Genomic DNA, 23,734 nt, shown 5'->3' with positions numbered 1-23,734 from the left:
CCCCGACGCGCACCCTGCGCTTGGTCAGCAGGTTCATTAACGTAACCCGCAGCCTTATTCAACGTCTGGCCGCAAGCAACCGCCGCAAGCAGCTATAAAAACAATAGCAATTCCGCTATTGGAACCCTGTTGTGTGGATGAGGAAAATCATGTCTGAATCTTTTGCCGATCTATTTAACGAATCGCTCCAGCGCTCTGAAATGCGCACCGGTGAAGTCATCACCGCTGAAGTCGTTCGCATCGACCACAACCACGTCGTCGTCAACGCCGGACTGAAGTCCGAGGCCTATGTGCCGCTCGAAGAATTCAAGAACGACCAGGGCGAACTCGAAGTCCAGGTCGGCGACTTTGTCTCCGTGGCCATCGACTCCGTCGAAAACGGCTATGGCGACACCCTGCTGTCCCGCGACAAGGCCAAGCGCCTGGCCTCGTGGATGAGTCTGGAAAAAGCCCTGGAATCCGGCGAATTCGTCACCGGCCAGACCAGCGGCAAGGTCAAGGGCGGTCTCACCGTCCTCGTCAACGGCATACGCGCCTTCCTGCCCGGCTCGCTCATCGACACCCGCCCCATCAAGGACTTGTCTCCGTACGAGAACAAGACCATGGAATTCAAGGTCATCAAGCTGGACCGCAAGCGCAACAACGTCGTGCTGTCACGCCGTGCCGTGGTCGAAGCCAGCATGGGCGAAGAACGCGCCAAGCTGATGGAAACCCTGAAGGAAGGCTCCTCCGTCAAGGGCGTCGTCAAGAACATCACCGAATACGGTGCGTTCGTTGACCTGGGCGGCATCGACGGCCTGCTGCACATCACCGACATGGCATGGCGCCGCGTGCGTCACCCAAGCGAAGTGGTGACGGCTGGCCAGGAAATCGTGGCCAAGATCCTGAAGTTCGACACCGAAAAGAACCGTGTCTCGCTGGGTCTGAAACAGATGGGCGACGACCCATGGATGGGCGTGAACCGCCGCTATCCACAAGGCACGCGCCTGTTCGGCAAGATCACCAACATCGCCGACTACGGCGCATTTGTTGAACTCGAGCCAGGTATCGAAGGCCTTGTCCACGTGTCCGAAATGGATTGGACCAACAAGAATGTGGCGCCGAGCAAGCTCGTGGCACTGGGCGACGAAGTCGAAGTCATGGTCCTCGAGATCGACGAAGACAAGCGCCGTATCAGCCTGGGCATGAAGCAGTGCAAGGCCAACCCATGGCAAGAATTTGCACAGGAAACCAAGCGCGGCGACCGCGTCAAGGGCCCGATCAAGTCGATCACCGACTTCGGCGTCTTTGTGGGCCTGGCTGCCGGCATCGACGGCCTCGTGCACCTGTCCGACCTCTCGTGGAACGAACCCGGCGAAGCCGCCGTTCGCAACTACAAAAAGGGCCAGGAAGTCGAAGCGATCGTTCTGGCAGTCGACGTCGACCGCGAACGCATCTCCCTGGGTATCAAGCAGCTGGATTCCGATCCGTTCACCACGTTCGTGTCGATCAACGACAAGGGCGCGATTGTGACCGGCAAGGTCAAGACTGTTGATGCCAAGGGCGCTGAAATCGATCTCGGCGAAGACATCATCGGCTACCTCCGCGCCAGCGAAATCAGCCGTGACCGCGTCGAAGATGCGCGCAACGTGCTGAAAGAAGGCGACGAAGTGTCCGCAGTTGTGGTGAATGTGGATCGCAAGACCCGCAACATCCAACTGTCGGTCAAAGCCAAGGACAACGCTGACCAGCAGGAAGCCATGGCAACCCTGAGCCAGCAGTCTTCGCGCGAAAGCGCCGGCCTGACCAACCTTGGCGCCCTGTTGCGCGCCAAGCTGGACAACAACGAGAAGTAAGGCGACCGTGCAGCGGTGTGATACGCCCCCGGCGGATTGCATCGCTGTACAGCTACTTTATCCATGACCCGAAGCGATCTTGTCGAAGAACTGGCAGCCCGATTCAGCCAGCTGACGCACCGCGACGCCGAATATGCCGTCAAGACGATTCTTGATGCCATGAGCGACGCGTTGGTGCGCGGCCACCGGATCGAAATCAGGGGATTTGGCAGTTTTTCCATCAACCGCCGCCCGCCTCGCATGGGCCGCAATCCGCGTTCCGGTGAAAGCGTGGCCATCCCTGAAAAACGGGTGCCCCATTTCAAGCCGGGCAAGGCGTTGCGGGAAACGGTGGATGCCCGGACCCAGGAGCTCCTGGCGGTCACGGATCCGAAGTAAGGTCTTGCTGTTTTCCCCCGGTGGTCTGGCTACAATCGCGAGACCACCACGGGGGGACGACCAAGTGAAATACCTCATGTGGCTGCTCAAGGCAGCCATTTTTTTTACGCTGTTTGCTTTTGCACTGAATAACCAACAAACGGTTTCGGTGAATTTTTTCTTTGGCACGATGTGGCGAGCACCTCTGGTGCTGGTTGTCCTGAGTGTCTTCGCCTGTGGGCTGGCGCTCGGTATTCTTGTCATGATGCCGCGCTGGTGGAAAAAGCGCAGATCGGCCAAATATGCCTCCTCCACCATGGGCCCCCACACCGTGACCGAAGACCCCTCCACGCTTCACCATGGAATTTGATTTCACCTGGGTCCTGCTCGGGTTTCCGATCGCCTTTACCCTGGGCTGGCTGGCTTCGCGACTGGACTTGCGGCAACTGCGCATCGAAAACCGCCAGGCACCCAAAGCCTACTTCAAGGGCCTGAATTTTCTGCTCAATGAGCAGCAGGACCAGGCCATAGACGCCTTTATAGAAGCCGTACAGAACGACCCCGACACTTCCGAGCTTCACTTCGCCCTGGGCAACCTGTTTCGCCGCCGCGGCGAATACGAACGCGCCGTGCGCGTACACGAACACCTGATGTCGCGCGGCGACCTGACGCAACCGGAACGCGACCGCGCCCAGCATGCACTGGCCCTGGATTTCCTCAAGGCCGGCCTGCTGGACCGCGCCGAGATCGCGCTGCGCAAACTGGAGGGAACACCGTTCGAGGAAGAAGCCCGGCTTGCGTTGCTGTCCATTTATGAACGCTCGCGCGATTGGCCTAACGCAACCGAAATCGCAGCCAGGCTGGGCACCTCCAGCCATGGCAGCTTCAGTGCCCGGCAGGCGCATTACCTCTGCGAGCAGGCCATTGCTTCCGCAGCGGCGGGCGACACAGGCCAGGCCCTGGAGACATTGCAGCAGGCGGTCGCCATGGCCCCGGTGTCGGCCCGGCCGCTGATTGACCTGGCCAAACTGCAACACCAGCTCGGCAGGCCACAAGATGCCCTGCGCACATTGCAGAAGCTGGAAGACCTGGCACCGCAAGGGCTTCCGCTTGCCGCCGGCCTGCTCGCCAATATCGCCCAGGCAAGCGGCCAGGAAGCCGTCGCACTGGAGTTGCTGAAGACCAGTTACGCCAACACACCGTCCATCGACGTGGTTGAAGCCATCGTCAAACTGGAAAAAGACCCCGCGTCGGCACGCCAGTGGTATGCCAGGCACATGGAACGCCAGGCGTCGCTGGTCGCCGCCGGCAAGTGGATAGAAGGGGAACAACTCCAGGATGCACATCACCACGCCCTGGTGCAGTGCTCGCTGGGTCAGGCAACCAAACCGTTGATGCGCTATCGTTGTGCCGCGTGCGGCTTTGAAGCCACGCAGCACTTCTGGCACTGCCCTGGCTGCCAGGCCTGGGACAGCTACCCGACGCGCCGAATAGAAGAATTATGAACACCCCCGTGGAGAGTTTCGGCACACCCCGTGGAGGCTTCGCCTCCTCCCCCTTGCAGGGGCAACAGCTGTGGCCCGGCAAAGCCGGTTCCACGCTGTTCCTTGCTTGAATATAGACATTCATGACCACTATCCCCACACTATCCGCAGAACGAATCGCCAAGGCCCGTGTCCTCGTGGTGGGCGACGCCATGCTGGACCGCTACTGGTACGGCGCGGTAGACCGCATTTCACCTGAGGCACCGGTGCCCGTGGTGCGTGTCACACGCACCGAAGAGCGCATAGGCGCCGCTGCCAATGTGGCCTACAACATCGTCACGTTGGGCGCACAGGCCTCGCTGCTGACCGTGGTGGGCGACGATGAGGCCAGCCACCAATTGGAGGCGCTGGTCGCCAAAACCGGCATCGCCCCTTACTTCGGCCGCGACGCACGGCTCAAAACAACGGTCAAGCTGCGCGTCATTGGCCGCCAGCAGCAGCTGATCCGGCTCGACTTCGAGAACACGCCGGAAAACGAGGTGCTCGCCTCGCAGTCCGCCACCTTTGAAAAACTGCACACACAACACGATGCCGTGCTCTTTTCAGACTACGGCAAAGGCGGCCTCGCGCATATCGTGCTGATGATCGCCCAGGCGCGCGCTGCCGGCAAAGTGGTGCTGGTCGATCCCAAGGGGGCGGACTACGCACGCTACAAAAACGCCAGCGTCATCACGCCGAATCGCGCCGAGCTCGAGCACGTGATCGGTACCTGGAACAACGAAGCCGAGCTGCGCACCAAAGCCCATAACCTGCGCACCACACTCAATCTTGATGCCCTGCTGCTGACCCGCAGCGAGGAAGGCATGACACTGTTTGACGCCCAGGGTGAGCTGAATGTACCGGCCGTGGCACGTGAAGTGTTCGACGTCACCGGCGCCGGCGATACGGTGATCGCCACACTGGCAGCCATGGCGGCTACGGGCATGAGCCTTCGCGATGCGGTGCCCATCGCCAACCGTGCCGGTGGCATTGTGGTCGGCAAGTTTGGTACCGCAACGGTCAGTTACGACGAGCTGTTTGCCGCGCATTAAATTGCGGCTCAGGTTAAAGGATTCATCATGAAAATAGTTGTCACGGGTGCTGCAGGTTTTTGCTCCGACATAACTTGCCAAAGCAAGTTAGTCTTCTCTGAAACCTGCTGGAACGAATCATGAAAATAGTAGTTACAGGTGCTGCAGGTTTTATCGGCAGCAACATCATCAAGGGCCTCAATGCCCGCGGCATCGACGACATCATCGCGGTCGACGACCTGACCGAAGGCGACAAGTTCCGCAACCTGGCCGGCCTGCAGATCGCCGACTACGTGGACGCCGACGACTTCTACGACCTGTTCGCCGAAGGCGCCTACGGTCAGGTCGAGGCCGTGTTCCACGAAGGCGCCTGCAGCGACACGATGGAGCCCGATGGCAAGTACATGATGGACAACAACTACACGCTTTCGTGCGAGTTGTTTCATGCCTGCCAGGACCAGGGAACACGTCTGCTGTATGCCTCATCGGCCGCCACCTACGGCGGATCCGACACGTTCAGGGAATCGCCCGAATTCGAACGACCACTCAACGTCTACGGCTACTCCAAGCTGCTCTTTGACCAGCGCCTGCGGCGTGAACTCGGCAACCGGTTTGAAGGCGCAGCCACCCAGGTTGCGGGCTTTCGCTACTTCAATGTCTACGGCCCCCACGAACAGCACAAGGGCCGTATGGCCAGCGTGGCCTTTCACCAGTTCAACCAGTTCCAGGCCGAAGGCAAGGTCAAGCTGTTTGGCGAATACGGCGGCTACGGCGCCGGCGGCCAGATGCGCGACTTCGTCTTCATCGACGATGTGGTGGCCGTGAACCTCTGGTTTTTTGACCATCCAGAACAATCCGGCATTTTCAATCTTGGCACCGGAAAGGCCCAGCCCTTCAACGATGTCGCGCTCGCCGTCGTGAACACCTTGCGCAAAGGGCAGGATGCTGCGGCGCTGAGCCTGGAAGATGCCGTGCGCGGCGGGCTCATCGACTACATCACCTTCCCGCCAGCCTTGGTGGGTAAATATCAAAGCTACACGCAGGCCGACCTCGGCGCCCTGCGTGCCGCTGGGTGTGACCATGTGTTTGCTGATGTGAAAGCGGGTGTAACTGCTTACATGCAGTGGCTGGGCAAGAATCGCTGAGGCTTGGGGTTCCCCAACCCAATCGCATCAGGCAGGTCAACCCCGTGTGAAACCGGGCCGTTATAAACACAGCATTCTTATTCACAGGATGCATAACGCGCTTCGCCACTCACCACTGAGGAGATTTCCATGTTCAAGAAAGTACTGGCGTTTTTCGCCGCCATGTCTCTCGTTGCAGCCTTTGCTGCGGTCGACGTCAACAAAGCCACAGAGGCCGAACTCGACGGCATCAAACACATCGGCCCCGTCACCTCCAAGCTGATCATCTCCGAGCGCAAGAAAAGCGAGTTCAAAAACTGGGATGACTTCATCACCCGCGTCAAAGGCGTGGGAGAAAAACGCGCAGCCGAGTTCTCCGCCGCAGGGCTGACCGTTGGCGGTGCCGCCTATACCGGCCCGGCCGCCGCAGATGCGAAGGCAAAAACCAAGGCCGAAGCCAAAGCGGATGCCAAAGCCGGCAAGAAGGCTGACAAGCCGGTCACCGAAAAGGCCAAAGACGCAGCCATCGCCACCAAGGATGCCGTCAAGGGCGCGGCTATCGCGACCAAAGACGCCGTGGTGGAATCGGCCAAAGATGCCAAAGAGGCGGTAACGTCCAAGAAAGACGCCAAGAAAGACACCAAAAAAGAAACCAAGACCGAAGTCAAGGTTGAGGCAGCCAAGCCTGCCGCAAGCGCTGCCAAGAAGTAATTGGCCCGCACCCATAAAAAACCCGCTCATAGCGGGTTTTTTTATGTCATTTTGAATTCCAACCCTTTAGGGTCGGGCGCAAGCAGCTATCTATTTCATAGCAATTTAAAGACCTCTACACCAGCGCAATCAGGTCCGTCACTCCCACCCCTGCACCAGCCTGCGTGACCAGTGTCGTCACTTGCCCTCTATGGTGTGTCTGGTGATTGAAAAAATGCGTGAGGGCCTTCCAGACCCCGTGTTCGCGCTGCACCCCTTTGGAGTTGGCGTAGCGCATGGTCATGGCCGGGTAAGCCTCAGGCATGTCCGCAGCCCACTGCTCGATGGCGCCATCGAGCTGCTGCCGTTTGGCTTTCAGTCCGGCCCAGTCTTCGTACAGCACCATGTCCAGTGTGTAGGCCTCCGGCATGTCCAGCACTTCAGCGCCCAGCGACGTGAAATGGATTCCGTTCTCATTACCGCACTGCGCAAAGCGCCTGAGCCAGACCTGGTCGGCCAGGACAAGATGGCCCAGCGTGTGATGGATCGAGCCGAAAAAGGCACCACGGTCACGCTTGCGCTCCTCATCCGACAGGGTTTCACACGCGCCATACAGCCGTTCATTGATCCAGCGGTTGTACTGGGCCAGAAGCCGGTAGTTGTCGGTAAACGAAGCGGTCATACATGCTCCTGAATTGATAGCTTCTCGCGCTCGTGCTGATTGGCCCAGGGCCGGATTTCATTTGAAATTACGGCATTCCGCACCCCTAAAAGCCTGCCTGCCCCCGTCACAAGGTGCGCTGGCTCCACTGCAGATTTTCCACTGTCCTGGCGATGGCCGATCGTTGCCGTGCAAAAAAAGATAGTGCTAAACGGGAGGGAGGTCCGGTTTACGGCGCGTCCGCGATGCACAGCGTCGAGCCGTTTGCAGGTACTAAAGCCAGCCCCAAGTGTTACGGGCGGCTGAGCAGATGACTTTGCGAATGACGATCAGGCGCACGCGTGAACGGGCAGGCGCTTTACCCACCCGTCACAGCTGCGCGGTCGCTCCGCTTGGGAAGCAGGCCGGCATACACCGGCCCGTGATTGGCATCAAGCTTTCCCGAAGCCGCCGCCGCCCGGCGTATGGATTTCAAAAATATCACCGGGCTGCATCTCGGCCTGCCCGATATGGCCCAGTGTTTCAATCTGGCCTTGCGCCCGGACCACAACGTTCTGTCCAACCTGCCCCGCCTGGCCGCCAGCCATGCCGAAGGCGCCGTGTTTGCGCCCGTTCGACAGGATGCTGGCCGTCATGGCCTCCAGGAAGCGCACACGGCGCACACCGCCGTTGCCGCCCTGCCATCGGCCTGCACCGCCGGAGCCCTGGCGAATCTCATAGCTTTCCAGCCGCACCGGGAAGCGGAATTCCAGTACCTCCGGGTCGGTCAACCGCGAATTGGTCATATGCGCCTGCACCACAGAGGTTCCGTCAAAACCAGACACCAGCTTGCCCGCATCATCAAGCTTGCCGCCCGCACCCGAGCCCCCCGAAATGGTTTCGTAGTACTGGTGGCGCGCATTGCCGAAGGTGAAGTTGTTCATCGTGCACTGGCCGGCGGCCATCACACCCAGCGCGCCGTAAAGCGCATTGGTGATGCAGGTAGACGTTTCCACATTGCCCGCCACCACCGAAGCCGGGGGATTCGGGTTGAGCATGGAGCCCGGCGGGATGATGACCTTGAGCGGCTTCAGGCAGCCCGCGTTCAGCGGAATGTCGTCGTCAACCAGGGTGCGAAACACATACAGCACCGCCGCCATGCACACCGCCGTCGGCGCGTTGAAGTTATTGGTCTGCTGCGGCGATGTACCGGTGAAGTCGATCTCGGCGCTGCGTCCTTTGACGTCAACGCGAATGGCGACCTTGATCTGGGCTCCGTTGTCCAGAGGCAAGGTGAACTCGCCATTTTTGAGGCGCGTGATCACGCGGCGCACCGACTCTTCGGCGTTGTCCTGCACATGACGCATGTAAGCCAGCACCACCTCCAGGCTGAAGGTGTCCACCATCTTGCGCAGCTCCTGCACGCCCTTTTCATTGGCGGCGATCTGCGCTTTCAGGTCGGCCATATTCTGCTGCGGGTTACGGCTGGGGTATTTGCCGCTTTTGAGCAGCGCAATCATTTCTGCCTCGCGCAGCACGCCACGTTCCACCAGCTTGACGTTGTTGATCTGCACGCCCTCTTCTTCGATCAATGTAGAGAACGGCGGCATGGAGCCCGGCGTGGTGCCGCCGATGTCGGCATGGTGGCCGCGCGAACCGACATAAAACGTCGGCTGTGTCGCCGCACCAAGGTAGACCGGTGTGATGACGGTGATGTCGGGCAGGTGCGTGCCGCCATGGTAGGGGTCGTTCAGCACATACACGTCGCCAGGCTGCATCTTTCCGGCGTTCTCGCGAATCACCGTCTTGATGCTTTCGCCCATGGAACCCAGATGTACCGGCATATGCGGCGCATTGGCAATCAGGTTGCCTTCGGTGTCAAACAGCGCGCAGCTGAAGTCCAGGCGCTCCTTGATGTTGACCGAGTAAGCGGTGTTTTGCAGCTGCAGGCCCATCTGCTCGGCAATGTTCATGAAGAGGTTGTTGAAGACCTCCAGCAGCACCGGGTCTACCGTCGTTCCCGCCGCAAACTTCACGGCGCGTTCAGCCCGGCGGTCCAGTACCAGGTGGTCCAGCGCCGTCAGCGCGGCTTCCCAGCCCGGTTCCACGACCGTGGTGGCGTTTTTCTCGGCAATGATGGCCGGCCCCGAGATGATGTCGCCCGGCCGCAGGTCTTCACGCACCACCAACGCTGCGTCATGCCACTGGCCTCCGGAATACATGCGTACGGTTTCGCGGCGCGGCACCTCGCGCGGCTCATGCGTGGCATGGCGCGGCTCAGCAGGCGCGTCGCCCGCCACCACCGACTCTACCGACACGGCCTCAACCACCAGGCCCTTGCCCTGCATCAGGAAGGCAAAGCGCTGGCGGTAAGCGGCTTCGAACCCGGACTCGATCTCGTCCAGCGTACCGAAGGGCACGATCAACGCAGAGTCGCTGCCTTCATAACGCACATGCACGCGGTGATGCGTGGTGATGCTGCCGGTGCTGACCTGCTGGCGCTGCAGCTCGGCCTCTGCCGTCGCGGCGAGCGCGTTGAGCTTGTCGGCAATTTCCGGAAGCACGGCGGCCGAGAGCTTGAGCTCCACCGCCTGCTCACGAATCACATTCTGGTCGGCCAGGCCCATGCCATAAGCGCTCAGCACACCCGCCAGCGGATGCACAAACACCTTGGTCATGCCCAGCGCATCAGCCACCAGGCAGGCGTGCTGCCCGCCCGCACCGCCAAAGCATTGCAGCGTGTAGCGTGTCACGTCATAGCCGCGCGCCACCGAAATTTTCTTGATGGCGTTGGCCATCTGCTGCACCGCGATGTTGATGAAACCTTCAGCCACCACCTCGGCACTGCGCCCGGTCTGCCCCGCCAGTTCGTTGAACTGGGCCTCTACCGCCTCGTAACTCAACGGCTCATCGGCATTGGGACCAAATACCTTCGGAAAGTAGCGCGGCTGCACCTTGCCGACCATCACGTTGGCATCGGTCACCGCCAGGCGGCCGCCGCGCCGGTAACTGGCGGGGCCTGGGTTGGCGCCTGCGCTCTGTGGACCAACCCGGAAGCGCTCGCCGTCAAATTTGAGGATGGAGCCGCCGCCCGCAGCCACGGTATGGATGCTCATCATGGGGGCGCGCATGCGCACGCCGGCCACCTGGGTTTCGAATTCGCGTTCGAATTCCCCGGCGTAATGCGACACGTCGGTGGACGTGCCGCCCATGTCAAAACCGATGACCTTGGCGTGGCCGGCAATGGCCGCGGTGCGGGCCATGCCCACAATGCCGCCGGCCGGGCCGCTCAGGATGGCGTCCTTGCCCTGAAATACATGCGCATCGGTCAACCCACCGGAAGACTGCATGAAAAAGAGCCGTACCCCCGGCATCTCACTGGCGACCTGTTCCACATAACGGCGCAGGATGGGGGAGAGGTAGGCGTCCACCACCGTGGTGTCGCCGCGGCTCACAAACTTCATCATCGGGCTGGTTTCATGCGAGGTGCTGATCTGGGTAAAACCCACCTCGGTCGCGATGCGCTTGGCGGCCTTTTCATGCTCCGTGAACCGGTAACCATGCATAAAAACAATTGCAAGGCTTCGCAGCCCTTTCTGGTACTGCGCAAGCAGCTCCTTTTTTAATAGCACTTCGTCGAGCGCCTGAAGCACCTCGCCTTGCGCGCCCACACGCTCCTGGGCCTCCACCACCGCGCTGTAAAGCAATTCTGGCAGCACGATGTGGCGGTCAAACAGACGGGGGCGGTTCTGGTAGGCAATGCGCAGGGCGTCCCGAAAGCCTCGTGTGGTGACCAGCAACGTCGGCTCACCCTTACGCTCCAGCAACGCATTGGTCGCCACGGTCGTTCCCATCTTCACGCAGTCCACCACGTCGGCGCGTATCGGCTCGCCCGTTTTCAGGCCCAGCAGGTGGCGGATGCCGGCGACCGCCGCATCGCGGTACTGCTCCGGGTTTTCCGACAGCAGCTTGTGCGTGACCAGCGAGCCATTGGGCTTCTTGGCCACGATGTCCGTGAAGGTGCCGCCGCGGTCTATCCAGAATTGCCAACGGTCGCCGCCCGGTTTTGAAGTGGTGTCTTGCATAATTTTTTTGATTTCAGAGTTAACGTGTTCTTTGCTGATCTCTATGGATCTTATTGATCTTGCTGCTGTCAGACCTGGCTTGGCACGACGGTGTGAGGCGTTGCCAGCCGGGATCTCTTGTCCGGAAAGTTGGCCATCTTCTCCCTGCCAATGTACCCAAGTACCGGCGCCAGGTGCTGGATGTCCGGCGCGCCCCGCAGGGCCGTGGAAGCCGGGCACCAGGGATAGGGAAGACCGGCGACCCAATCCATGACCTCGTCTGTGTGCGAGGCCGGCAGGGTCTGCATGCTCGCGATGGTGATTGAAAGGCTTTCCGCCAGACATGAGGGCGGCGAAAAACACCAATCGTAGCGACCACACCCGACCCGCACGGCGCGGCTGTCCTTTTCCGTCATGGCAACCAGCCAGTCACAGCAAAACACCTGCGCGTCGGCCTCCGGCGGCGAGCTCAGGCAGAAGGTGTAGACATTTTCGTAGGATTGGCCAAACCGGCGCACCAGCACCTCACCGATGGCATCCCTTCCCCGTGACACCGGGGGAAACGAGATCGCACTGGTGTGGACGGTGACCTGCAGCAGGGCATCGTCCGTAAAGGCTTGCGCCAGCAGCTGAGGCCGGTTGCCATCCTTGGCATGAAGGTAGGCGGCGATGGATGCGGAAGGAGTTTTCATGCGATTCGAAGCCTGCGCTTATTGCGGCATGTAGTACGGCACGAAAATATCATTGGCTTCATTGCCCACCGATCGTATCCACTCGCGCGAGAACTTCTCGCCCATGCGCTTGATCTCAGTGTCCAGCTCGGGGGGAATGCGTTCTATCTTCACGCCGTTGGCGCGCAATTCCTCGGTCGCGCTGGTCGCCAGCGCCTGGCTGGCCTGCCAGCCGCGGACTTCCGCCTCGCCCGCCGCCTTGAGCACGGCGGCACGCACCTCGGGCTTCAGTGCATCAAAGACCTTGCTGTTCACAAACACCGCATTTTTGGGGAACCAGGCATTGATCTCGTAGTAATACTTGATCGGGCCCCACACCTTGTTCTCCACACCAGTCAGCGCCGAAGTGATCATGTTGTCCATCCGGCCTTCGGCCAATGCCTTGCCCACATCGACCATGGCCACATCCACAGGCTTGGCGCCCAGCATTTCGGCGATACGCATGGTGGTCTGGTTGTAGGTGCGCATCTGGGTACCGCGAAAGTCTGTCGGGCCCCGCACCGGCTTGTTCGAATGCAGGCCTTGCGGCGGCCACGGCACTGCGTAGAGGAGCTTCATACCATGCTCGGTGAAATGCTTTTCAAGGCCTGGCCGCTGCAGTTTCCAGAGGCGTTGTGCGTCCTTGTAGGAGGCCACGACGAAGGGAATGGAGTCCGCGCCAGCCAGCGGAATTTCCTTGACCATGCCCGCCATGATGGTCTCGCCCGCTTCGGCCTTTCCCTGCTGCACGGCCGCGCTGATGTCCGCCAGCTTGGCCAGGGTGTTGTTGGGGTACACCTGTATGACCAGCTGTCCGCGCGTGGCCAGATCCACATCGCGCCCAAATTGCAGGAGGTTCTGCGTATGGAAGGACTCTGCCCGGTAGCCCGTGGCCAGCTTCCAGGTTGTCTGGGCGTGCGCTGCCCCCGCCGTGACGAGCACGGCTATTAAAACTGCTTTCATGGGAACTCCTTGGGAGTTGAGAATTAGCCCGGCGGCGGGTGCATGGAACTCACCCTTTCAGGTCCGTCACAAACATCTTGCCCGGCGCATGGGTGATGCACATCGACAGTCGGCTCTTCTGGGCAACCCATTGCGGCGTGACGCCGCAACCCCAAAACACCGGGATTTCATCATCCTTGATGTCGACTGCATCGCCGTAATCCGGTCGCGACAGGTCGGTGATGCCGATCACCTCCGGATTGCCGATGTGAACGGGCGCACCATGCGCAACGTCAAACCGGCCAGAAATCTCCACCACCTTTGCCACATCGCGGCTCTTGATGGGCCGCATGGTGACGACCATTTCGCCGCTGAACACACCAGCGGGCTGGCACTGGAGACTGGTACGGAACATCGAGACATTGCGGCCCTGCTCGACATGCCTCAGGGGAATGCCGGCCTGGGTGACCGCGGCCTCGAAAGAAAAACTGCAGCCGATCAGGAAGGCGACATAGTCGTCCTTCCAGATCGAACGGATCTCGCCCCGCTCTTCGACAAACTCGCCGTCACGGTAAACGCGATAGCCCGGAATGTCGGTCGTGATGTCCGCCCCCCGTGCACACAAAGGCTCCGTGGCGCCCGGCTTCAGAACCTCCACCAGTGGGCAGGGTTTGGGGTTGCGCTGGCAAAACAACAGGAAGTCAAAGGCCTGGGCCTGCGGCACGATCATGAGGTTGGCCTGGATATGGCCGTTGGCGTGTCCCGCGGTAGGCAGGGCAAACTCGCCGCAACGGCTGGCCATCCGGAGGTCAGCGGGACGATCAAAAATCTTGTTCATGGCTGGGTAAAGCTTGATTGGAAAAAATAGGGTGATACAGCGGCTTTTCCGTCAAAGGCCCAGGTAGGCCTTTTTGATCCGGTCATCATTGAGGAGCTCATGACCCTTGCCCTGCATCACGATACGGCCGGTCTGGATGACATAGCCGTAATGCGCGATGCCCAAGGCCTTTTGCAGGTTCTGTTCCACCAGCAATATCGAGACACCTGTGGCATTGACCTGCTGGATAACCTCCAGCACCTTGGTCACAAACTTGGGCGCGATGCCCCACGAAGGCTCATCCAGCATCAGCAGCTTGGGCCGGGCCATCAGCCCGCGGGCGATGGCCAGCATTTGCTGCTCACCGCCGCTCATGGTACCGGCCAGTTGTGTGGCGCGCTCCTTGAGGATGGGGAACAGCTGCAGCATCTCTTCAATGCCCCGCGCCACCTCGTGCTTGTCCGTGCGCGTAAAGGCACCGAGCTCCAGGTTGCGAAGCACTGTCAGCCGGGGAAACAGGCGCCGGCCTTCCGGCACCAGCGACAGACCTAACGGGACGCGTTTGTGCGCCGGCATGCGGTGAACCGGCTCACCGTTGAAAGTAATACTGCCCGCTGCGGCGGCATTGAGGCCTGCCACGGCGCGCAAGGTGGTGGACTTGCCGTTGCCGTTGCCGCCTACCAGCGCGACGATCTTGCCGGGCTCGACCTGGAGGCTGACGTCGGAGATGGCCAGCACGTCGTCGTAGCAGACCTTGAGGTTTTTGATTTCCAGCATCTTCAGTCCCCGAGGTAGGCGGTAATCACGGCAGCGTCGTTCGACACCTGCTGCGGCGTGCCTTCGGCGATCTTCACGCCGCGGTCCAGCACGACGATCTTGTCGGCGATCGGCATGATGCCTTCCAGCACATGTTCAACGATCAGGCACGCAATGCCCTTGTCCCGGATCTTGAGAACCACGTCGACCGCTTCGCGAACTTCCGACGGGTTGAGGCCCGCCATCACTTCATCCATCAGCAGGATGCGCGGCTGTATGGCCAGCGCACGCGCCACGGCCAGGCGCCGCTGCTCGCTGATGGTCATGCTGGCGGCAGGCCGGTCGGCAAAGCGTTCAAGCCCGGCAAAAGCCAGCCAGTCCATGGCAGCCTGGCGTGCCTTCGCAACGTTGTGCTGCAGCAGCATGGCCGCGGTCATCACGTTCTCGCAGGCCGTCATGCTGGTGAAGGTGCGCGCAATCTGAAAAGTCCGTGCCACACCGGCGCGGGCGCATGTTTCGGGCGGCAGGCCTGCGATGTCGCGTCCGCCCAGCATGATGCTGCCCGATGTGGGGGCGAAAAACCCCGCCACGCAATTGAACATCGTGGTCTTTCCGGCTCCGTTGGGGCCGATCAGGCCCACCACCTGCCCGGTGTCCACGCTAAAGGACACATCCTGGTTGGCGACCAGCCCGCCGAAACGCTTGCTGACCTGTTTGACTTCCAGCAACTTCATATGGCCTCCTCGCCGGCGTTCTGCACGGCGGCGGTGGGCACCGCCATCTGCCGCGATGCATCGGCGCGTGCCTCGCGGCGCTCCCGGAAGCTGCGCAGCCAGCCAATGAGGCCCGTGGGATAAAAGACTGCGATCACGATGATGAGGCTCGCATAAATGATGACGTCAGTGCCGCGGCCCGTCCCACCGAAGGCGATGCGGGTGAACTCCTCGATGCTGGTCAGCACCACGGCACCCACGACCGGCCCAAACAGGGTACCCACGCCCCCCAGGATGGACACCAGCGCCATCTTGATGGAAAGCGCCGTCGAGAGCACCGAATTCGGATCGATATAAAGCTCTTTCTGTGCATACAGGCTGCCGCCGACCGCCGTGAGGAAAGCACTGACCGACAGTGCGACCTGCTTGTAGCGGGCGATGTTCACACCGATGCTGCGGGCCGCGTCGGGCTCATCCTTGATGGCCCTGAAGTAGTAGCCGAGGTAGCTGCGCTCTATCCACCAGTTCGCGCCCAAGGTGATGATCAGCAGGCCCAGCGCCAGCCAGTAGTACGGCAATTTGGTGGCGAAGTTCAGCCAGAGCCAGCCTTGTTTGTCCATCGGCACGTAAAGCCCGACCGCCGCACCGCCGTAATCCCACTCAGTGAAGAAAATCTGCACCAGTTCGGCCACCGCGATGGTGGCCATCGCAAAGTAGTGGCCCTTGAGCCGGAAGCAGGACCAGCCAAACCCCAGGCTGAGCAAGGCTGCCACCAAACCGCCGGCGAGCACGCCTATCCAGGGATTGATGCCGAACTTGATCAGCAGCAGTGTCGAGACATAGGCGCCAAGTCCGTAGAAAGCCGCATGGCCGAGGGACACCTGTCCCGCATAGCCGCCCACGATGTTCCAGGCCACGCCCACCTGGGCCGCCATGAGAATGAGGATTGCCATGTTCAGATGCGAGGCATCCGTGAACGCGGGGACGGCCAGGGCGAGCGCCAGAGCGGCGACGGCAAAAATGAGTTGCTTCATGATCATGCCTTGCCCATCAGACCCTGGGGGCGGAACATCAGCACGCCGAGGAACAGCACCAGCACGATGGCCGTCTTGTACTGCGGGCCGAGCAGCAGGCCGCCCATGACCTCGATCACGCCGACCAGGATGCCAGCCCAGAAGGCGCCCGAGACGCTGCCGAAACCGCCCAGGTTGACCACCACAAAAGCCAGCAGGATGAAACTCGCGCCAACGTCCGGAAAAATCGGGAAGAAGGTTGACAGCAGCACACCGGCCGCGCCGGCACAGGCCGCACCTATGCCCCAGGCCAGCGAGAACATCTTGTGCGAATCAATGCCCATGAGACGGGCCGCTTCCTTGTCAGAGGCGGTGGCTTCCAGCGCCGCACCGAGCCGGGTCTTGTTCAAGAAGAAGTAAATCAACCCGGTAACCACGACGGCCCCTACACCAGCGACCAGCTGCGGCTTGCCCAGTTGCACGCCCAACAGCTTGACGGTTCCGCTGACCGCCGAATTCTCGATGGAGCGGAAATCCGGTTTCCAGAGGAACTGGGCCACGCCGCGCAGCAGGATCATGATGCCGAAGGTCGTGAAGATCTGCGACAGCATGGGCGCGTTGATGATGCGCACAATCACCAGTTTGTACAGCAGCACGCCGAAGCCGAACAGCATGATCACTGTCAGCGGCAAGGTGAGCATGGGGTCCAGCGCATACAGGGAAAACAGCCAGAAGGCCGAGTACATGCCCAGCATGAGGAATTCCCCGTGCGCGAAGTTCACGATGTCCATGACGCCGAAAATCATGGTCAGGCCGATAGCCACCAGCGCGTAAATCAGCCCAATCAGCACGCCGGAGGCCAGCGTCTGAAGCAATATTTCCGTAGTCATGGTTGTCTCTTGGCTTTTAGGTCAAAACTCGCGGCTTATTTGCGCTGGTCCCACTTGGGCATGGGCCAGGTCACTTCACGCGAGGCCATGTCGAAAGGCCAGACCGTGTTGTATTTGCCGCCGATGATCTGCACCAGGATGCCCTGGCCCAGGGTGTTCTGGCCGGTCGCATCGAACTTCACACCTTTCCACGGCATGATCAGCTTGCTGCCGGGCATGTCGGTGGCGGCCAATGCCTTGCGGATGGCTTCGGGCTCGGTGGAGCCAGCGCGGTTGATAGCGTCCGCCATCACCATCAGGCCGGTGAAAGTGCGCGAGGAATTGCCGGTGAAGTTGATCTTGTAGCGGCTGTTGAACAGGTCGTTGACCTGCTTGATCAGCGGATTGCGGTTGGCCAGGTCCAGCGCCCAGACTTCACGCGTGATGATGTAGTCGGCGTCCTTGCCCAGTGTCCTGATGAAATCGGTATCGGTGAAGCCCGCGTTGTTCGCCAGGATCATGTCCGGCGAAAAGCCCAGTTCCTTGTAGGTCTTGATCGACAGGATGGCATCGGCCGTGTAGGACGACTGCAGCACCAGGTTGGGATTGGCGGCCTTGAGCGTCTGCACTTCCGAAGTCAGTTGCGTGGTCTTGGCCGGGTACATCACCTGCTTGACCAGGTTCTGCTTGAACTCGGGCGCGAGTTTGGTCTGCAGTTTGGTGGTTTCCGTGCCCCACAAGCCGTTCTCGTTGAGGCTGGCGACCACGCCCGCCTTGATGCCTTTTTTTGCTTCGAGTTCTTTCAGGAAATCAAAGGCGTTGTGCACAAACAGGTCGTCGTGCGGCGTGGTGCGAAAGAACCACTTGAAGTTGCGCTGCGTGAGCGACGCCGACGACGACTCGGGGTTCAGGAAAGGGATGCCGGCGCGCTCGGCGATCTGGCTGGCCGTGGCGGTGACGGCGCTGTTATAGGCGCCCACGAGTGCCACGACTTTTTCCTGCGTGATCAGGCGCTCGGCTTCCGTAGCGCCAGTCTGCGGGTTGGCCTGGTGGTCGGCAAACACCAGCTTGATTTTTGCGCCCTTGAGGTTGGGCAAGCCTTTGCCGGCAGACAGCGGCAGCTCGGAAACACCGGGCGCACCGTTATTGATGATGTCGGCGGCGAGTTCCAGCGCGCTGCGCAGCTCGGCACCCACGGATGCGGCAGGCCCGGTGAGCGGATAAAGCACACCGATTTTTATCTCTTGCTGTGCATGCACGCCAAAGGCCATGCCGGTTGATAGCAACACTGCGGCCACTTTGGCCCACCAAGATTTCTTCATGACGCACTCCTCGTAAAAACATGACGGTTGGATGACATGTGACGAAGTGTGCGATTAGCAAATGACGAAATCAAACAAGTAATTTTTTGCTTACGTCATCGATTTTTTCGATGATTGGTATTTACCCTGATGCACCTTTTTTGCCTGTTTTTGCAACCCTGGCCGCCGGCTTGCGACCCGTTTTGGTGCCGGCTCCCGTGCTCTCCGCGGCAAACTGCACGGCCGACCTGACCACCGTCTCGACAACCGATGAAGTCGGGTCGGTGCGGTAGCTCGCGTGGATCGGCAACGACTTCACACGGGTGTCGCAGGTGAGCAATTTCAGGCTGGCGAACCCCGTCAGGCGCTGCACTGCGATGCGCGGCAGAAGGGCCACGCCAAAGCCGCCCTGCACCAGCTGGACCATCGCGGAAATGGATGAAATGGCATGCACCTTTTTGGGCTCCATGCGGTTCTGCTTGAACAGGTCAACCAGCGTGACATGAGGCTGCGAGCCTTTCTGGAACGTCAGTAACTCCATTTCCGCGAGTTCATCCAGCCGGTAATTTCTCTTTTTATGCAGTGCCGGATTTCCCACAAACGCCATGTCCATGGGCGGCAAGGCCTGGTTGCGCACACCGTCCGCCGACGCGGGCAATGCGGCAAACACCAAGTCCAGCGTGCCGCGTTGCACCTGGTCCATCAGGATGGGGGTGGTTTCCACCGTCAGCTCCAGCTCCAGGCCCGGATGGTCTACCCGGAGTTTTTCGAGCCACGGGATCAGCCAGGAATGCAGCACCGATTCGATGGCGCCTATGCGCATCGATACCGCCATGGCCGCACCGGAACCCATCTCATGCTTGACCTCGCGCTGTAGCTCCAGCAGCTTTTGCGCGTAGACCAGAAAACGCGCCCCCGCGACGGTGAGCTTGAACTGCTTGTCGCGCCGGTCCAGCAGCAGGATGCCCAGTTCTTCTTCCAGGGTGGCAATGCGGCTCGACATGGCCGACTGCGTCAGGTAGAGCTTCTCCGCGGCGCGCGAGATACTTTTGAGCGAGGCAACCCAATAGAAAGCTTCAACAAAACGCAGGTTCATGGCGGGGCCTCAAGGTCGCAAAACAGATAGGCGCCGGATTTTCGGGGTATGCCCGGTGAACTGGCGCGGGATTTGCGTCTATCCTATTACTACTTACTAATTCCTTGTCCTGGAGCTTTTCATGAAATTCAAAGTCACCCTGGTGGCCGCCGCTCTCGCCTTCGGCGCCAACGCCTTCGCCCAGACCAAGTGGGATTTGCCCGCGGCCTACCCGGCCAGCAACTTCCACACGGAAACGCTGACGCAGTTCGCGGCAGACGTCGACAAAGCCAGCGGCGGCAAACTCAAGATCACGGTGCACGCCAACGCCTCGCTCTTCAAGGCCAACGAAATCAAGCGTGCGGTCCAAGGCGGCCAGGCCCAGATCGGCGAGGTGCTGCTGGTCAATTTTGAAAACGAAAACCCGATTTACGGGGTCGATGGCATTCCCTTCTTGGCCACCTCCTACGCTGACTCCAAAAAACTCTACGAAGCCCAAAAGCCCGTGCTCGACAAATTGCTGGGCACTCAGGGCATGAAGCTGCTCTATACCGTGGCATGGCCACCGCAAGGCATTTACAGCAAGAAAGAGCTGGCCTCGGTCGCTGACCTGCGCGGCATCAAATGGCGCGCCTACAGCCCCGCCACCGCCAAGATTGCCGAGTTGATCGGCGCGCAGCCGGTCACCATCCAGGCGGCTGAACTCTCGCAAGCGCTGGCCACTGGTGTGGTGGAAAGCTACATGAGCTCGGGCTCGACCGGCTATGACTCCAAGACCTATGAAAGCATCAAGTACTGGTACGACACCCAGGCCTGGCTGCCCAAGAATGCCGTCATCGTGAACAAAAAAGCCTTTGATGCGCTCGACCCCGCCACACAGGCGGCCCTCACCAAGGCGGCGGCGGATGCCGAAGTGCGCGGCTGGAAGCTCAGCGAGGAAAAGAACGAGTGGTACAAAAAGGCCCTGGCCGACAAAGGCATGAAGATCGTCACGCCGCCGGCCAAGCTGGTCTCCGACATGAAGCAGGTCGGCACCATCATGCAGGCCGACTGGGTGAAAAAGGCCGGCCCTGACGGCGAAGCCATCATCGCCAACTTCAACAAGCTCAGAGCCGCGAAGAAGTAAGGCATACAACAAGGCAGGCCGTGCGCAAATTTCTCGACAAACTTTATCTGGCAGGCGGCGCCTTGGGCGCCGCCTTCATCGCCCTCATCGCGGTGCTGATGATCGCGCAAAGCATATTGCGCGAGTTCCGTGTCAACACCGGAGCCGTGAACGACGTGGTGGCCTGGTTTTGCGCGGCGGCCGCTTTCTTTGCCATGGCGCATGCCTTCAAGCACGGCGACTTTGTGCGGGTGACTTTGCTGCTCGATTCGGTGAATGCAAAGACCCGCCGCGTGCTGGAGCTGGCCTCGCTTTTTATCGGTAGCGTGGCGGTGGCCTACCTGGCATGGTCGGCATGCCTCTTCACCTATGAAAGCTGGGAGTTCAACGACATCTCGCAAGGCCTCTTGCCCATGCCGATGTGGATTCCGCAGTTGAGCTTTGCGCTGGGCTCCATCCTGCTGCTGGTCGCCGTGGTCGATGAATTCATCATCGTGATACGGGGCGGGGTTCCGACCTTTGTCCGTGAAGTCGAAGAACGCCATGCGCGCGGCGACTTCTCTTCGGAAGTTTGAGCTGCAGCCTGCGTCTCTTTCATTCCCGTTTATTTTCCAGACTACAAAGACAACGACATGGATATCCTGATGGTGGGCGGCATCTTGCTGCTGCTCATGATGCTGCTGCTCTCGGGCGGCGTGTGGATTGCGATGACCCTGGCCATTTGCGGCTGGGTCGGACAGGCCTTTTTCACAACAACCCAACCGGGCAAGAATCTCTTCAGTGCTTTCTGGGAAAGCAATGCCAGCTGGGAGCTGGCGGCCCTGCCCCTCTTTATCTGGATGGGCGAGATTCTGTTTCGCACCAAACTCAGCGAGGAGATGTTTGAGGGCCTGCGCCCCTGGCTCAACCGCGTGCCCGGTCGCCTCATGCATACCACCATCCTGGGCTGCGGCATATTCGGCTCGGTCTCGGGTTCGTCGGCTGCCACTTGCGCCACGATTTCCAAAGTTGCGCTGCCTGAGCTGCTCAAGCGCGGCTACGACGAGAAGATCGCCCTGGGCTCTCTCGCCACCGCCGGCACGCTGGGTATTTTGATTCCCCCGTCCATCACCATGGTGGTGTATGCCGTCGCGGCCGACGCGTCCATCATCCGCATCTTTCTGGCGGGTTTTTTCCCGGGCTTTCTGCTGATGGCGCTGTTCTCGGGCTACATCATCTGGTGGAGCCTGCGCCATCCCGACAAGGTGCCCGCCGCCGACCCGCCTTCCACGTTCATGCAGAAAATCAGGCAGTCGGGCAACCTGCTGCCATGCGCTGCGCTGATCGTTTTCATCTGCTGGGTGCTGATCAGCGGCTATGCCACGGCCACCGAATGCGCGGCTTACGGTGTGGCCGGTTCGCTGGGCCTGGCACTGTGGAGCCGGTCACTGACATGGCAAAACTTCAAAGAGGGCCTGATGGGCACGACGCGCACCAGCTGCATGATCATGTTCATCCTGGCTGGCGCGGCGTTCCTCACCAAGACCATGGCGTTCACCGGTATTCCGCGTGAGCTGGCCGAGTGGGTCAACAGCATGAACCTCTCACCGTTTGCGCTGATCGGTGTGCTGACCATCGTCTATCTGATCCTGGGCACCGCGCTCGACGGCATCTCCATGATCGTGCTGACCAGTGCCGTAGTGCTGCCGATGATCCAGAAGGCCGGGTTCGATTTGATCTGGTTCGGCATCTTCATCATCCTGCTGGTCGAGATTGCCGAGGTCACGCCGCCGGTGGGCTTCAATCTTTTTGTGCTGCAAAACATGACGGGCAAAGACAGCAACACCATTGCGCGCGCGGCCATTCCCTTCTTCGCCTGCCTGGTGGTGTGCATTGTGCTGATCACGGTGTTCCCGCAGATCGTGACGAGCTTGCCTGATCTCGTCATGGGCAAAGATAAATAGATAGCGGCTCAGCGGACGCGCCAGGGCGACAGGAGTCTCTCATCGTCAGTCAGCGCCCAGGTCTCAAAGGCGGTGGCCTCTTCAATCGCCTGGCGGTATGGCGGCAAGTTGGTGCATTCAAGCACCACCGCCTGTAACGAAGGCTCTCGCTGCCTCAGGGCCACCGCGGCCGCCACTACATCGCCGCACGCCTTCTCCCTGTCCATGGTCGGGCGGTTACCCAGAATGGCAGTAGCAAATTCACTTTCAGGATCCACCCCCTGCACCACCACATCCGCCAGACGCTCATGGGCCACACCCGCCGCGCGCAAATGCTCCGCGCCCAGCGCAGTTGAACTGATGGTCAGTACGCCCACCCTGGCGTGGCGCGCAAGCAGTACCGGCAATTGAAGCAGGCTGGACGTGACAACAGGAATCTGCACGGCCGCCTGCAATTCGTCCTGCAACAGCACCAGAAAACCGCAGCTGGTGGTGATGGCCAGCGCGCCCTCGCTCGCCAGGGCCTGCACCGCCTGCACAAAAGCCGGCACCACGCCTGCAGCCCGCAAACCGGCACCGCTCTGCACAACCTTGCCGGGCCAGGCGCCCTGCACCACGTACTGGCGAACCGGAACGCCGAAGGCATGGGGATGGCCGATGTCACCCGGCAGCCGCGGAAAGCGCGTGTCGAGCATTACCACCCCCAGAAAGCCCGAAGGCTCGCTGAAAGCGGGTGCTGAGGTTAAAGTCATGGCTCTATTCTCCCGCCAAACAACCAACTCACCGCCGCCACCACCGTCATGCTGAACGTCATCGCGATTTCCATTGGAGCCTCAATCGGTGCGCTGGCGCGCTGGGGCCTCGGCCTGTGGCTGACGCCGGGCGGCCTCATTCCCTGGGGCACCCTTGCGGCCAACCTGATTGGCGGCTACCTGATCGGTATCTGCATCGCGGGCTTCCAGTCCATGCCCCAGCTGGACCCGGTGTGGCGGCTGGCGCTGGTGACGGGGTTCCTGGGCGGCCTCACCACGTTTTCCTCGTTTTCGGCCGAAGTGGTGATTTTCCTGATGGAAGCGCGCTACGGGCTGGCCGCGCTTACGGCCACCGTGCACGTGCTGGGATCGCTGTTGATGACCGTGGCCGGCCTCAAAACCGCTATGTTTTTTATAGCTGCTGGCGCACGCTGAGAGCCGGTTAAAGCTATTTTTTAGCCAGAAAAAGCGGCAAAGCACAAGCTTGCCCGCCCG

The 23,734-nt window shown here is 60.6% G+C and carries 23 protein-coding genes; 11 read left to right on the top strand and 12 right to left on the bottom strand.

Annotated elements, in window-relative coordinates:
- Nucleotides 1–149: 149 nt before the first annotated feature.
- From rpsA to AC1DYQ_RS00790, 7 genes are all read left to right on the top strand, one after another.
- Nucleotides 150–1,835: a 30S ribosomal protein S1 gene (rpsA, locus tag AC1DYQ_RS00820; protein ID WP_457280054.1), complete on the top strand. Its 1,686-nt coding sequence runs from the start codon at nucleotides 150–152 to the stop codon at nucleotides 1,833–1,835.
- 63 nt (nucleotides 1,836–1,898) lie between these two features.
- On the top strand, nucleotides 1,899–2,213 hold the full coding sequence (locus tag AC1DYQ_RS00815; protein ID WP_477667953.1) for an integration host factor subunit beta: 315 nt from the start codon (nucleotides 1,899–1,901) through the stop codon (nucleotides 2,211–2,213).
- Nucleotides 2,214–2,277: 64 nt separating this feature from the next.
- Nucleotides 2,278–2,562 carry a LapA family protein gene (locus tag AC1DYQ_RS00810; RefSeq protein ID WP_457280053.1) on the top strand — a complete coding sequence of 95 codons (285 nt, stop codon included), beginning with the start codon at nucleotides 2,278–2,280 and terminating at the stop codon, nucleotides 2,560–2,562.
- Nucleotides 2,552–3,697: a lipopolysaccharide assembly protein LapB gene (lapB, locus tag AC1DYQ_RS00805; RefSeq protein ID WP_477685174.1), complete on the top strand. Its 1,146-nt coding sequence runs from the start codon at nucleotides 2,552–2,554 to the stop codon at nucleotides 3,695–3,697. The genes AC1DYQ_RS00810 and lapB overlap by 11 nt, the downstream gene beginning before the upstream one ends.
- A 122-nt stretch (nucleotides 3,698–3,819) precedes the next feature.
- Nucleotides 3,820–4,767, top strand: a complete 948-nt coding sequence (gene rfaE1 / locus AC1DYQ_RS00800) for a D-glycero-beta-D-manno-heptose-7-phosphate kinase (protein WP_477685173.1) — start codon at nucleotides 3,820–3,822, stop codon at nucleotides 4,765–4,767.
- A gap of 119 nt (nucleotides 4,768–4,886) precedes the next feature.
- A complete protein-coding gene (gene rfaD / locus AC1DYQ_RS00795) occupies nucleotides 4,887–5,891 on the top strand; it encodes an ADP-glyceromanno-heptose 6-epimerase (RefSeq protein WP_477685172.1) in 1,005 nt (334 codons plus the stop codon).
- Between the two features lie 129 nt (nucleotides 5,892–6,020).
- Nucleotides 6,021–6,581 (top strand): ComEA family DNA-binding protein, encoded by a 561-nt coding sequence (locus tag AC1DYQ_RS00790; RefSeq protein ID WP_477685171.1) that lies wholly within the window; start codon nucleotides 6,021–6,023, stop codon nucleotides 6,579–6,581.
- 115 nt (nucleotides 6,582–6,696) lie between these two features.
- Here the strand turns inward: AC1DYQ_RS00790 and AC1DYQ_RS00785 are convergent, their stop codons facing one another.
- The 11 genes from AC1DYQ_RS00785 to AC1DYQ_RS00735 form a co-directional block, all read right to left on the bottom strand.
- Nucleotides 6,697–7,242, bottom strand: a complete 546-nt coding sequence (locus tag AC1DYQ_RS00785) for a DinB family protein (RefSeq protein WP_477685170.1) — start codon at nucleotides 7,240–7,242, stop codon at nucleotides 6,697–6,699.
- A 410-nt stretch (nucleotides 7,243–7,652) separates the two neighbouring features.
- Nucleotides 7,653–11,285 carry a hydantoinase B/oxoprolinase family protein gene (locus AC1DYQ_RS00780; protein ID WP_477685169.1) on the bottom strand — a complete coding sequence of 1,211 codons (3,633 nt, stop codon included), beginning with the start codon at nucleotides 11,283–11,285 and terminating at the stop codon, nucleotides 7,653–7,655.
- 68 nt (nucleotides 11,286–11,353) lie between these two features.
- Nucleotides 11,354–11,956 (bottom strand): nuclear transport factor 2 family protein, encoded by a 603-nt coding sequence (locus AC1DYQ_RS00775; RefSeq protein ID WP_477685168.1) that lies wholly within the window; start codon nucleotides 11,954–11,956, stop codon nucleotides 11,354–11,356.
- An 18-nt stretch (nucleotides 11,957–11,974) separates the two neighbouring features.
- Nucleotides 11,975–12,937 (bottom strand): TRAP transporter substrate-binding protein, encoded by a 963-nt coding sequence (locus tag AC1DYQ_RS00770; RefSeq protein ID WP_477685167.1) that lies wholly within the window; start codon nucleotides 12,935–12,937, stop codon nucleotides 11,975–11,977.
- A gap of 49 nt (nucleotides 12,938–12,986) precedes the next feature.
- A complete protein-coding gene (locus AC1DYQ_RS00765) occupies nucleotides 12,987–13,754 on the bottom strand; it encodes a putative hydro-lyase (RefSeq protein ID WP_477685166.1) in 768 nt (255 codons plus the stop codon).
- 51 nt (nucleotides 13,755–13,805) lie between these two features.
- Nucleotides 13,806–14,510: an ABC transporter ATP-binding protein gene (locus tag AC1DYQ_RS00760; protein ID WP_477665614.1), complete on the bottom strand. Its 705-nt coding sequence runs from the start codon at nucleotides 14,508–14,510 to the stop codon at nucleotides 13,806–13,808.
- A 2-nt stretch (nucleotides 14,511–14,512) separates the two neighbouring features.
- Nucleotides 14,513–15,223: an ABC transporter ATP-binding protein gene (locus AC1DYQ_RS00755; protein WP_457280042.1), complete on the bottom strand. Its 711-nt coding sequence runs from the start codon at nucleotides 15,221–15,223 to the stop codon at nucleotides 14,513–14,515.
- A complete protein-coding gene (locus tag AC1DYQ_RS00750; RefSeq protein WP_477685165.1) occupies nucleotides 15,220–16,236 on the bottom strand; it encodes a branched-chain amino acid ABC transporter permease in 1,017 nt (338 codons plus the stop codon). Before AC1DYQ_RS00750 ends, AC1DYQ_RS00755 begins: the two co-directional genes overlap by 4 nt.
- 2 nt (nucleotides 16,237–16,238) lie before the next feature.
- Nucleotides 16,239–17,105 (bottom strand): branched-chain amino acid ABC transporter permease, encoded by an 867-nt coding sequence (locus AC1DYQ_RS00745; RefSeq protein WP_457280040.1) that lies wholly within the window; start codon nucleotides 17,103–17,105, stop codon nucleotides 16,239–16,241.
- Between the two features lie 35 nt (nucleotides 17,106–17,140).
- Complete coding sequence (locus AC1DYQ_RS00740; RefSeq protein WP_457280039.1) at nucleotides 17,141–18,406, bottom strand: ABC transporter substrate-binding protein; 1,266 nt, start codon at nucleotides 18,404–18,406, stop codon at nucleotides 17,141–17,143.
- A 121-nt stretch (nucleotides 18,407–18,527) separates the two neighbouring features.
- Nucleotides 18,528–19,481, bottom strand: coding sequence for a LysR family transcriptional regulator (locus tag AC1DYQ_RS00735; protein ID WP_457280038.1), 954 nt, complete (start codon nucleotides 19,479–19,481; stop codon nucleotides 18,528–18,530).
- Nucleotides 19,482–19,602: 121 nt separating this feature from the next.
- Here AC1DYQ_RS00735 and AC1DYQ_RS00730 point away from each other — a divergent pair, with 121 nt between their 5' ends.
- Genes AC1DYQ_RS00730 through AC1DYQ_RS00720 form a run of 3 tightly spaced genes read left to right on the top strand, consistent with a single transcriptional unit; the run spans nucleotide 19,603 to nucleotide 22,508 of the window.
- On the top strand, nucleotides 19,603–20,586 hold the full coding sequence (locus AC1DYQ_RS00730; protein WP_477667967.1) for a TRAP transporter substrate-binding protein: 984 nt from the start codon (nucleotides 19,603–19,605) through the stop codon (nucleotides 20,584–20,586).
- Nucleotides 20,587–20,606: 20 nt separating this feature from the next.
- Entirely contained in the window at nucleotides 20,607–21,140 is a 534-nt protein-coding gene (locus AC1DYQ_RS00725; protein WP_477667968.1) for a TRAP transporter small permease, read from the top strand.
- 57 nt (nucleotides 21,141–21,197) lie between these two features.
- A complete protein-coding gene (locus AC1DYQ_RS00720) occupies nucleotides 21,198–22,508 on the top strand; it encodes a TRAP transporter large permease (protein ID WP_477685164.1) in 1,311 nt (436 codons plus the stop codon).
- 8 nt (nucleotides 22,509–22,516) lie between these two features.
- On the opposite strand, the gene AC1DYQ_RS00715 is transcribed toward AC1DYQ_RS00720, so the two are convergent.
- The gene (locus AC1DYQ_RS00715; RefSeq protein WP_477685163.1) at nucleotides 22,517–23,239 is read right to left on the bottom strand and encodes an aspartate/glutamate racemase family protein; all 723 of its coding nucleotides are present in this window, start codon (nucleotides 23,237–23,239) and stop codon (nucleotides 22,517–22,519) included.
- A gap of 48 nt (nucleotides 23,240–23,287) precedes the next feature.
- Here AC1DYQ_RS00715 and crcB point away from each other — a divergent pair, with 48 nt between their 5' ends.
- The gene (crcB, locus tag AC1DYQ_RS00710) at nucleotides 23,288–23,674 is read left to right on the top strand and encodes a fluoride efflux transporter CrcB (protein ID WP_457280033.1); all 387 of its coding nucleotides are present in this window, start codon (nucleotides 23,288–23,290) and stop codon (nucleotides 23,672–23,674) included.
- Nucleotides 23,675–23,734 lie beyond the last annotated feature (60 nt).

The organism is Polaromonas sp. P1_F4, from assembly GCF_056405675.1.
Note: the sequence above shows the minus strand (reverse complement) of the source record. Positions and strands in the feature narration are given on the sequence as shown.